The organism is Caulobacter sp. DWP3-1-3b2, from assembly GCF_049896325.1.
Lineage (GTDB): Bacteria > Pseudomonadota > Alphaproteobacteria > Caulobacterales > Caulobacteraceae > Caulobacter.
The window spans coordinates 61,800-70,153 of the sequence record NZ_JAFCUB010000020.1 but is presented as its reverse complement, the minus strand read 5'-3'; the positions used below and the strand labels follow the sequence as shown (position 1 = coordinate 70,153).

10 protein-coding genes are annotated in these 8,354 nt (G+C 65.8%); 6 read left to right on the top strand and 4 right to left on the bottom strand.

The genetic code is table 11. The features are described from left to right. The first annotated feature begins 166 nt into the window (after window positions 1–166). A complete protein-coding gene (lepA, locus tag ACP7AG_RS13685) occupies window positions 167–1,975 on the top strand; it encodes a translation elongation factor 4 (RefSeq protein ID WP_426012998.1) in 1,809 nt (602 codons plus the stop codon). 15 nt (window positions 1,976–1,990) lie between these two features. On the opposite strand, the gene ACP7AG_RS13680 is transcribed toward lepA, so the two are convergent. The 3 genes from ACP7AG_RS13680 to ACP7AG_RS13670 are packed head-to-tail and all read right to left on the bottom strand — an operon-like array spanning window position 1,991 to window position 2,621. Then, window positions 1,991–2,137 carry a DUF86 domain-containing protein gene (locus tag ACP7AG_RS13680; protein WP_426013000.1) on the bottom strand — a complete coding sequence of 49 codons (147 nt, stop codon included), beginning with the start codon at window positions 2,135–2,137 and terminating at the stop codon, window positions 1,991–1,993. Between the two features lie 12 nt (window positions 2,138–2,149). Then, the gene (locus ACP7AG_RS13675) at window positions 2,150–2,344 is read right to left on the bottom strand and encodes a hypothetical protein (RefSeq protein ID WP_426031480.1); all 195 of its coding nucleotides are present in this window, start codon (window positions 2,342–2,344) and stop codon (window positions 2,150–2,152) included. Next, window positions 2,325–2,621: a nucleotidyltransferase family protein gene (locus ACP7AG_RS13670; RefSeq protein WP_426031478.1), complete on the bottom strand. Its 297-nt coding sequence runs from the start codon at window positions 2,619–2,621 to the stop codon at window positions 2,325–2,327. The genes ACP7AG_RS13675 and ACP7AG_RS13670 overlap by 20 nt, the downstream gene beginning before the upstream one ends. Before the next feature lie 64 nt (window positions 2,622–2,685). Between ACP7AG_RS13670 and ACP7AG_RS13665 the strand changes: the two genes are divergently transcribed. Further along, the gene (locus tag ACP7AG_RS13665) at window positions 2,686–3,309 is read left to right on the top strand and encodes a glutathione S-transferase family protein (RefSeq protein WP_426031476.1); all 624 of its coding nucleotides are present in this window, start codon (window positions 2,686–2,688) and stop codon (window positions 3,307–3,309) included. A gap of 100 nt (window positions 3,310–3,409) precedes the next feature. Here ACP7AG_RS13665 and ACP7AG_RS13660 read toward each other — a convergent pair whose 3' ends face one another. Beyond that, window positions 3,410–4,195, bottom strand: coding sequence for a DUF3883 domain-containing protein (locus ACP7AG_RS13660; RefSeq protein ID WP_426031474.1), 786 nt, complete (start codon window positions 4,193–4,195; stop codon window positions 3,410–3,412). Between the two features lie 85 nt (window positions 4,196–4,280). Between ACP7AG_RS13660 and ACP7AG_RS13655 the strand changes: the two genes are divergently transcribed. From ACP7AG_RS13655 to ACP7AG_RS13640, 4 genes are all read left to right on the top strand, one after another. After that, window positions 4,281–4,463: a hypothetical protein gene (locus ACP7AG_RS13655; RefSeq protein ID WP_426031472.1), complete on the top strand. Its 183-nt coding sequence runs from the start codon at window positions 4,281–4,283 to the stop codon at window positions 4,461–4,463. A 158-nt stretch (window positions 4,464–4,621) separates the two neighbouring features. Beyond that, window positions 4,622–5,194: a hypothetical protein gene (locus ACP7AG_RS13650; RefSeq protein ID WP_426031470.1), complete on the top strand. Its 573-nt coding sequence runs from the start codon at window positions 4,622–4,624 to the stop codon at window positions 5,192–5,194. A gap of 583 nt (window positions 5,195–5,777) precedes the next feature. Then, the gene (locus ACP7AG_RS13645; protein WP_426031468.1) at window positions 5,778–7,883 is read left to right on the top strand and encodes an acylase; all 2,106 of its coding nucleotides are present in this window, start codon (window positions 5,778–5,780) and stop codon (window positions 7,881–7,883) included. A 227-nt stretch (window positions 7,884–8,110) separates the two neighbouring features. Beyond that, window positions 8,111–8,245 carry an entericidin A/B family lipoprotein gene (locus tag ACP7AG_RS13640; protein ID WP_426013013.1) on the top strand — a complete coding sequence of 45 codons (135 nt, stop codon included), beginning with the start codon at window positions 8,111–8,113 and terminating at the stop codon, window positions 8,243–8,245. Window positions 8,246–8,354 lie beyond the last annotated feature (109 nt).

Sequence of the window (8,354 nt, the reverse complement as noted above, 5' to 3'; positions counted from 1 at the left end):
GGGGGGGGCCCCCCGCCCCCCCCCCGGGGCCCCCCCGTGATCGGCCGACAGGCAGCCCCACGATGGCGCCCCGCCCCCCGCTCCCCCTCCGGCGCTACGCGCCACCTCCCCCACAGGGGGAGGAACTACGCTCGCGAACGCCCGCAAATATGCTAGACGCACGCCCATGACTTCGACGCCTCTGAACCTGATCCGCAACTTCTCCATCGTGGCCCACATCGACCACGGCAAGAGCACCCTGTCCGACCGCCTGATCCAGGAGACCGGCGGCCTCACGGCGCGTGAAATGACCGCCCAGGTCCTCGACAACATGGACATCGAGAAGGAGCGCGGGATCACCATCAAGGCCCAGACCGTGCGCCTGGAGTACAAGGCTGACGATGGCCAGACCTACATCCTCAATTTGATGGACACCCCCGGCCACGTCGACTTCGCCTATGAGGTCTCACGTTCACTGGCCGCCTGCGAAGGGTCGATTCTGGTCGTGGACGCCTCGCAGGGCGTTGAGGCCCAGACCCTGGCCAATGTCTATTCGGCCATCGACAACAATCACGAGATCGTCCCGGTCCTCAACAAGATCGACCTGCCGGCCGCCGAGCCCGAGCGGGTGCGCGCCCAGATCGAGGACCTGATCGGCCTGGACGCCAGCGACGCGGTGCTGGCCAGCGCCAAGTCAGGCGTCGGCATCCATGACGTGCTCGAAGCCATCGTCACCCGCCTGCCGCCGCCCAAGGGCGACGAGAACGCGCCGCTGAAGGCCCTGTTGGTCGACGCCTGGTACGACGCCTATCTGGGCGTCGTGGTGCTGGTCCGGGTGATCGACGGCCGCCTGCGCGCCGGCCAGAAGATCAAGATGATGCAGCACGGCTCCACCCACCTGATCGACCGGGTCGGGGTCTTCAAGCCCAAAAACACCCCCGTCGAGAGCCTCGGCCCCGGCGAGATCGGCTTCATCACCGCCCAAATAAAAGAAGTGGCCGACGCCGCCGTCGGCGACACCATCACCGACGAGAAGAAGCCCACCGACAAGGCCCTGCCCGGCTTCAAGGACGTGCAACCGGTGGTGTTCTGCGGCCTGTTCCCGGTCGACGCCGCCGACTTCGAGGCCCTGCGCGCCGCCGTTGGCCGCCTACGCCTCAATGACGGCAGTTTCACCTACGAGATGGAAAGCAGCGCCGCCCTGGGCTTTGGTTTCCGCTGCGGGTTCCTGGGTCTGCTGCACCTGGAAATCATCCAGGAGCGCCTCTCGCGCGAGTTCGACCTCGACCTGATCGCGACCGCCCCGTCGGTGGTCTACAAGATCCAGATGCGCGACGGCACGGAGATCGAGCTCCACAACCCCGCCGACATGCCCGACCCCATGCACATCGAGAGCATTCTCGAACCGTGGATCAAGGCGACGATCTTCACCCCGGACGAATATCTCGGCGGCGTCATCAAGCTGTGCCAGGACCGTCGCGGCGTGCAGCGCGAGCTGAGCTATGTCGGTAACCGCGCCATGCTGGTCTATGAGCTGCCGCTCAACGAGGTGGTGTTCGACTTCTATGACCGCCTGAAATCGATCTCCAAGGGCTATGCCTCGTTCGACTACCAGGTCGAGGATTACAAGCCCGGCGACCTGGTCAAAATGTCGATCCTGGTCAATGCCGAGCCGGTCGACGCCCTGTCGATGCTGGTCCACCGCGACCGCGCCGAGAGCCGGGGCCGGGGCATGTGCGAGAAGATGAAGGAGCTCATCCCGCAGCACATGTTCGTCATCCCCATCCAGGCGGCGATCGGCGGCAAGATCATCGCCCGCGAAACCGTCCGCGCCCTGCGTAAGGACGTCACCGCCAAGTGCTACGGCGGCGACGCCTCGCGCAAACGCAAGCTGCTCGACAAGCAAAAAGCCGGCAAGAAGCGCATGCGCCAGTTCGGCAAGGTCGAAATCCCGCAGGAAGCGTTCATCGCGGCGTTGAAGATGGACGGGGATTGATCCAGGCCAAGCTGGCTACCCCTGACCGTTTAACGCGCCCTCCGCGGCAGCGATCAGCTGTGGAAGGCGGTAGGTGACGGTGGCCCAGACTAAGGCCGGCGATACGTCGTCATAGTCATGCCGGTAGACATTGCCCGAGCCCATGATCTCCCGCCATGGCAAGTCGGCGAAGCGTTAGCGTTCGGTCACATCAAGGCGACGGGCGGCCTCGGAAATGATCTCAAGGCAGCGGGTCGCCGCGTAGAAGCTTTTGGTATCATGGGCCAAGGCGGCTTCGTCGAGACCGATGGTGAAAGCGAGCGCCAGACGCGCGTTTTCCAGAATATCGGTCCAGGCCTGAACGTCTCGTTCAGAAGGCATAGATCGCATCGCGCTCGGCGGTTGGGCGCACATGCGCCTTCAAGCTCTCGCGTTTGACCACATCAACGGGCTCGACAAACAGGTCGGCCAAAAAATACTGGATTCCGACATAGTCGTACAGATCGATCTTCGCTGCTGAGTCCAATTCGACCAGGATGTCCAGACCACTGTCCGGTCGCGCCTCACCTCGAGCGGTCGATCCGAATAGAGCCGCTCGGGAAACGCCCATGGCGCGCAAAGCCGCCTCGGCGGTGCGCAGAACGGCGATAACGGCGTCGCGGGTCATCAAAGCCAGCATAGGTGAAGTGCGTTTGAATGGCGATTCACGCGGCTTCATCGTTGGAGAACACATGCTGAAAATCCTCGGTCGCACCTCGTCCCTCAATGTCCGCAAGGTGCTGTGGACCTGCGACGAGCTTGGCTTGGCCTATGAGCGCGAGGACTGGGGCAAGGGGTTCGCTTCGACCCAGAACCCGGAATTCCTGGCGCTGAACCCCAACGGCCTGGTGCCGGTGCTTATCGACGAGCAGGGCGCGCTCTACGAGAGCAACACCATCTGCCGGTATCTCGCCGCCCGCTATGGCGGCGGCCACCTGCTGCCCGCCGTGGTTCGGCCGCGCGCCGTGGTCGAGCAGTGGATGGACTGGCAGGCCACCGAGCTCAACCCGACCTGGGGCTACGCCTTCCTGGCCCTGGGCCGTCCTACGCCGGGCTATGACGACGCGGCGCAGATCGCCGCCAGCGTCCAGGCCTGGAATGGGGCCATGACCATCCTCGAACAACAGTTGCGGATCACCGGCGCCCACGTCGCCGGACACGATTTCAGCGTGGCCGACGTGGTGATGGGCGTGTCAGTGCACCGTTGGGTGGCGACGCCGATGGACCGCGCGGAACTGCCGGCGGTCGAAGCCTATTACGCGCGGCTGAAGCAGCGTCCGGCGTTCGGGCCTTGGGCGCGAAACGACGTGCCCTAAGGCATTTTTCGAGCGAAGTGGTTCCGGTTCGCGTGAAGAAAAATGCTTCAAAACAAAAGATCAGAGCTCACGGCCTGACGCAGTCAGGTCGGGAAATGCTCTAAACGGCGCCGCGCGCGCCGCGCACACGAAACACCCTGGCCTCCCGCGCCACGTCGTACAGCCGGTAGACCTGGAACGCTTCGGGCTGCTCGCGGCTCAACGCTTCCTCGCCCTGGTTCAGCCGAAAGGGCGTCGCCGCGCCTCCCGTGGTGGTTTTGACGGCGATGCGGCGCGGAGCGCCGGTGCGGCTGAAGCTGAGGAGGTCGCAGCCCTCATCGTCCGGGGGCAGGGCCAGGCGGACCTGGTCGGCGAGGTCGGGCCGACCGCGCGCGGTTAGGCGGGTCTGCTCATAGGCCAAGGCGGCTGCGACGCCGATGCGGCTCAGGATGCGGGCGTCGCCGTCGCGGTCGGCGGGGTCGAAGCGGGCGATGAGGGCGCGCGTCCGCTCGCTGGGACGGACCGGCACGGCCTGGGCCGGCGCGCCTTCGGCCAGAACGGGCGCGGCGGCGCGACCCAACAGGGCCGGCGGCTGGGCCAGGTCCTTCAGGGCCGCGGGCTTGGCGGTCAGATGTCGGTCTATCGCATCGACCAGGACGTCGCCGAAGTCCCAGCGCGGCGGATGGTCCTTGAGGGTCGGCAGACCGACGAGCGTCAGGATCGCCGAGATCTCGCCCTGCAGGAAGGTGATCGCCCCGCCCGAGCGGTTGGTCACGAAGCGCAGAGCCCGCTGGTGGGTGGCCGGATCAAGGGCGCGGCCGGTCATCACTTTGTCGAGCATGACAAAATAGTCGCCGACCACCAGGTCGTGCTCGGCCTCGTTCCAGGTCTTTCCGTTAATCGCCACGTCGCCCACGCCGCGACGATGCCTCAGGCCGAGAGTCGGCGCCAGCGACATCGCGGTCGGTCGCGGCTCATGCTAGAAAGCGATCATGACCGACCAGCCTGAAGATTCCCCCGAAGTTCCCGGCGAGACCCCGATCCAGCGCGCCCTGCGCCTGAAGAAGGCCGCCCTGGCCGTCAAGCCGAAACCGCCGCGCGGCGGGAAGTTCCAGCGCGAGCAGGCGGCGGCGGCTAATTCGAGCAACAAGAGCAAGCCCTGGCTGACGCGCTAGCGCGTGTTTGGCTACACAGATGCTTCGCTCCAGTTCCCCTTCGCCGGGGAGACGGAATATTTGGATGCCGATTCAATCTGAACTAAAGGCGCGATAGCGCCTCGCCAGACGCTTCCCCGGCCTTGAGAAGGCCGCGCTTTAGCGGCACGATACAGTATATGCGCGCCTTGACCCTCGCCTTGACCCTGTGCCTCGCCTCCGGCCCCGCCTTGGCGCAATCCGCCGTGTCCCCACCCAAGCCTTCAACGCCCCGGCCGCGCGAGGAGCCGACCTCGGTGTCGCCGGTGTTGGTGATGCCGCCGACGGCCAAGCCAAGGGTCGTGGGCACCTGGCCCGCCGCAGGCCAGGCGATCGCGCCCGGCGTGTTGGTGTTGAAGGTGGTGTTTGACCAGCCGATGATCCCGCGCGACTTTGCCTATGCTCCCTCGGCCAGCGGCGACGCGCTGGAGTGCCTGAAGACCCCGCGCCTGCTGAACGACACCAAGACCTTCGTCCTGCTGTGCCGAACCTTGCCAGGCAAGACCTATGCGGTGTCGCTGAACAAGGATCCAACCTCGCCCACCGCCTTCGCCAACCTTGCCGAGAACCGGGCCGTCGAGAGCGAGCTCTCGTTCTCGACCCTGGCCGGTGAGCCCATCACCAAGCTGCGTGAGGCGGTCAAGACCGCCGGCCTCGGCGATCTCGACATGCCTGTCGAGGAAGCGCCGCGTCAGGCTAATGCCGCGCCGTGATCGTCTGAGGCGGTTTGCAAGCGGTGGAGAGCCGGCCGGATTTATGCGTCGGGACACCCCGACCGGCTCTCAGCCTGCGATCTGGTCATACCCCCTCGGAATTGGGCGGACCGACATGCCGGGGGGAATCGGGGGAGGCCACCCGGCATCTGCAAGCCCGCTCAGGTTGCAACAGCGCGCGCCGTTCATCCATAGGGTAAAACCCTGATCGCGGTCGCCGAATTTCCCGATGGACGTGAGCGAAAAGCCTGCCGGTTAACGATGTTGGGATGCCGCAGCACGACGGTGTGATCGCCGGACGACATGCGCAGCGTCAGACGAACGGGCAACCCTACCGTCGTCGGGGACTTCGATGACCAGGCTTTACGAGCGCGGTTGGCGAGACACCACGATGCCGAGGCATCCATCTGGCCGAGGGCCAGATGCGCTCGCGCGACTTCGAGGTGGTCGACGGCCCTCTGCGCTCCGGCGGCTCCGGCGGCTCCGGCGGCGACGCGCTTAATGGGCTTCCCTAAGGTCCGGCTATCGCCAGCCGTGATCCGCGCCCATCATCATCGCAAAAGAACGATAGGGGTGGAACGTAATGCGTTGGATCTTTCGAGGCCTGCTGGTCATCGTCTGCCTGGCGGTCATCACCGTGCTGGGGCTGATCGGCCTGGATCGCGCCGCCCAGCCGCCCAAACCCGACATCCAGGCTCTGATCGCCAAGGCCGGCGCCTATGACGTGCGCATCCGGCGCGACGAATGGGGCGTGCCTCACATCCTGGGCAAGCGCGACGCCGACGCCGCCTTCGGCCTGGCCTACGCCCAGTCCGAGGACGATTTCGCCACCGTGCAGAGCGTGGTGCTGGCCACCCGCGGGACCCTGGCGCACCGCGACGGCGCCAAGGCCGCAGTCACCGACTATCTGGTGGGTCTGCTTGATGTGTGGCCGACCGTAGAGGCGGGTTATCCCAAGCTTCCCGCCGATCTGCGCGTCCTGCTTGAGGCCTATGCCGATGGGGTCAACCTCTATGCCGCCCAACATCCCGACGCGGTGACGCCGGGCCTGCTGCCCCTGAGCGGCAAGGACGTGCTGGCGGGCTTCGTGTTCAAGCAGCCGTTCTTCTACGGCCTGGATGGCGAGCTGAAGCGGCTGAACGCGCCGGAGGAGGCCCAGAAGGCCCCACCCAAGGGCTCGAACGGCCTGGCGGTCGCACCGTCACGCACCGCCGACGGCTTCACCCGTCTGCTGGTCAATTCGCACCAGCCCTATACCGGCCCGGTCGCCTGGTACGAAGCCGTGGTCGAGAGCGGCGAAGGCTGGCACGTGGCTGGCGGCTTCTTCCCCGGCGCGCCATTCATGCTGCATGGCCACAACGCCACCCTGGGCTGGGCCAACACCGTCTCCAAACCCGACCTGTTCGACGCCTACCGGCTGGTGATCAACCCGCAGAACAAAAACCAGTATCGACTGGACGGCCAGTGGCGCGACTTCACGCGGCACGACGTCAAGCTGCGGATCAAGCTGTGGGGGCCGATCGTCATCCCGGTGACCAAGCACGCCCTGCGCACCGTCCAGGGTCCGGTGCTCGAGACCAAGCACGGCCTGTTCGCCCTGCGCTATGCCGGCATGGGCGAGTATCGCCAGCCACTGCAATATTGGCGGCTGAACAAGGCGCGGAACCTGGCCGAGTGGCGGGCCGGCATCGCCACCCACGCCCTGCCCAGCCTGAACTACATCTATGCCGACGCCGCCGGGAACATCGGCTTCGTCCACAACGGACAATACCCCAACCGCCGGGAGGGCGTGGACTGGACAAAGATCCTGCCCGGCGATCGCTCCGATCTCGTCTGGCAAGGCTATCGCCCGGTCGAGACCATTCCCCAACTGTGGAACCCCCGGTCGGGCTATGTCTACAACTCCAACAACAGCCCATTCCTGGCCAGTGACCCGGCCGACAATCTGAGGTCCGCCGACTTCCCGGCCAGCGAAGGCTTGCAGACCAACGTGACAAACCGCGCCCTGCGCATCCAGGAGTTGGTCGGGGCAGACCATGCGATCACCGATCAAGCGTTCCGGCGCTACAAGTTCGACATCGCCTACAGCGAGCGTTCATCCGTCGTGGCCATGGTGCGGCAGGCGATCGCCGCCGATCCGGGGAACGACGCCGACCTCAAGGCCGCCCAGGCAATCCTGCGTGGCTGGGACCGGCGCACCGACGTAAACAACCGCGCCGCCGCCCTGGCCTCGCTGATGGCCCAGCCCATCCTGGTGGCGCAGATGAACGGCGATCCCGTCCCGACACCGCTGGAGAGCTTGAAGGCGGCGATCGTCACGCTGAAGCAAGGCTTCGGCCGCCTCGATCCGAAATGGGGCCAGGTCAATCGCATCCGCCACGGCAAGGTCGACCTGCCAATCGACGGCGCGGCCGACACCTATCGCGCGGTCTGGGGCATTCCGCAGAAAGACGGAACCTTCACCGCCGACGCCGGCGACACCTTCATCATGTTCGTCAGCTGGGACAAACAGGGCGTGGTCCATTCCGACAGCATCCACCAGTTCGGGTCGGCCACCCTGGATGCCGCCTCGCCGCACTATGCCGACCAGACGCCGCTGTTCGCGACCATGCGAACCAAGCCCGTGCTGTTCACGGAGGCGCAGCTTCAAGGGCATGTAAAGGAGGACTATCGGCCGGGCCATCGGTAGCATCCAGTCGAACCGAAACCCTTGATTTGTCATCCCGGACAACCCCGGCGAATGCCGGGGTCAGATCCGGGACCGCGGGAAGCACCTGCGTTCACGCGTCGGTCCCGGATCTTCGCGCTGAGCGCTTGTCCGGGATGACAACTCGCTGGGACGGCGCGGAGGCTTGAACAGCAGCGCTTCGCGTGGCTAATCTCGGCCGCACTTCCCTCCAGTCTGGACCTCCTCCCATGCGCAAGATCCTGATCCTGGCCGTCACGGCCGCCGCCCTGATGGTTTCGGCCTGCAACACCGTCGAAGGCGTCGGCAAGGACGTGTCGGCCGCTGGCCACGCCGTCAGCGACACCGCCAAGGACGCCAAATAGCCGCAGGCCAAGCTTCGCGGAGTCCGGCAACCGGACTCCGCGAACCCCGGGGGAGTTAAGTCGCGGTTTCCCCACGCCGCGCGGTGGGTGCGATTTTTAAAGATAGGCG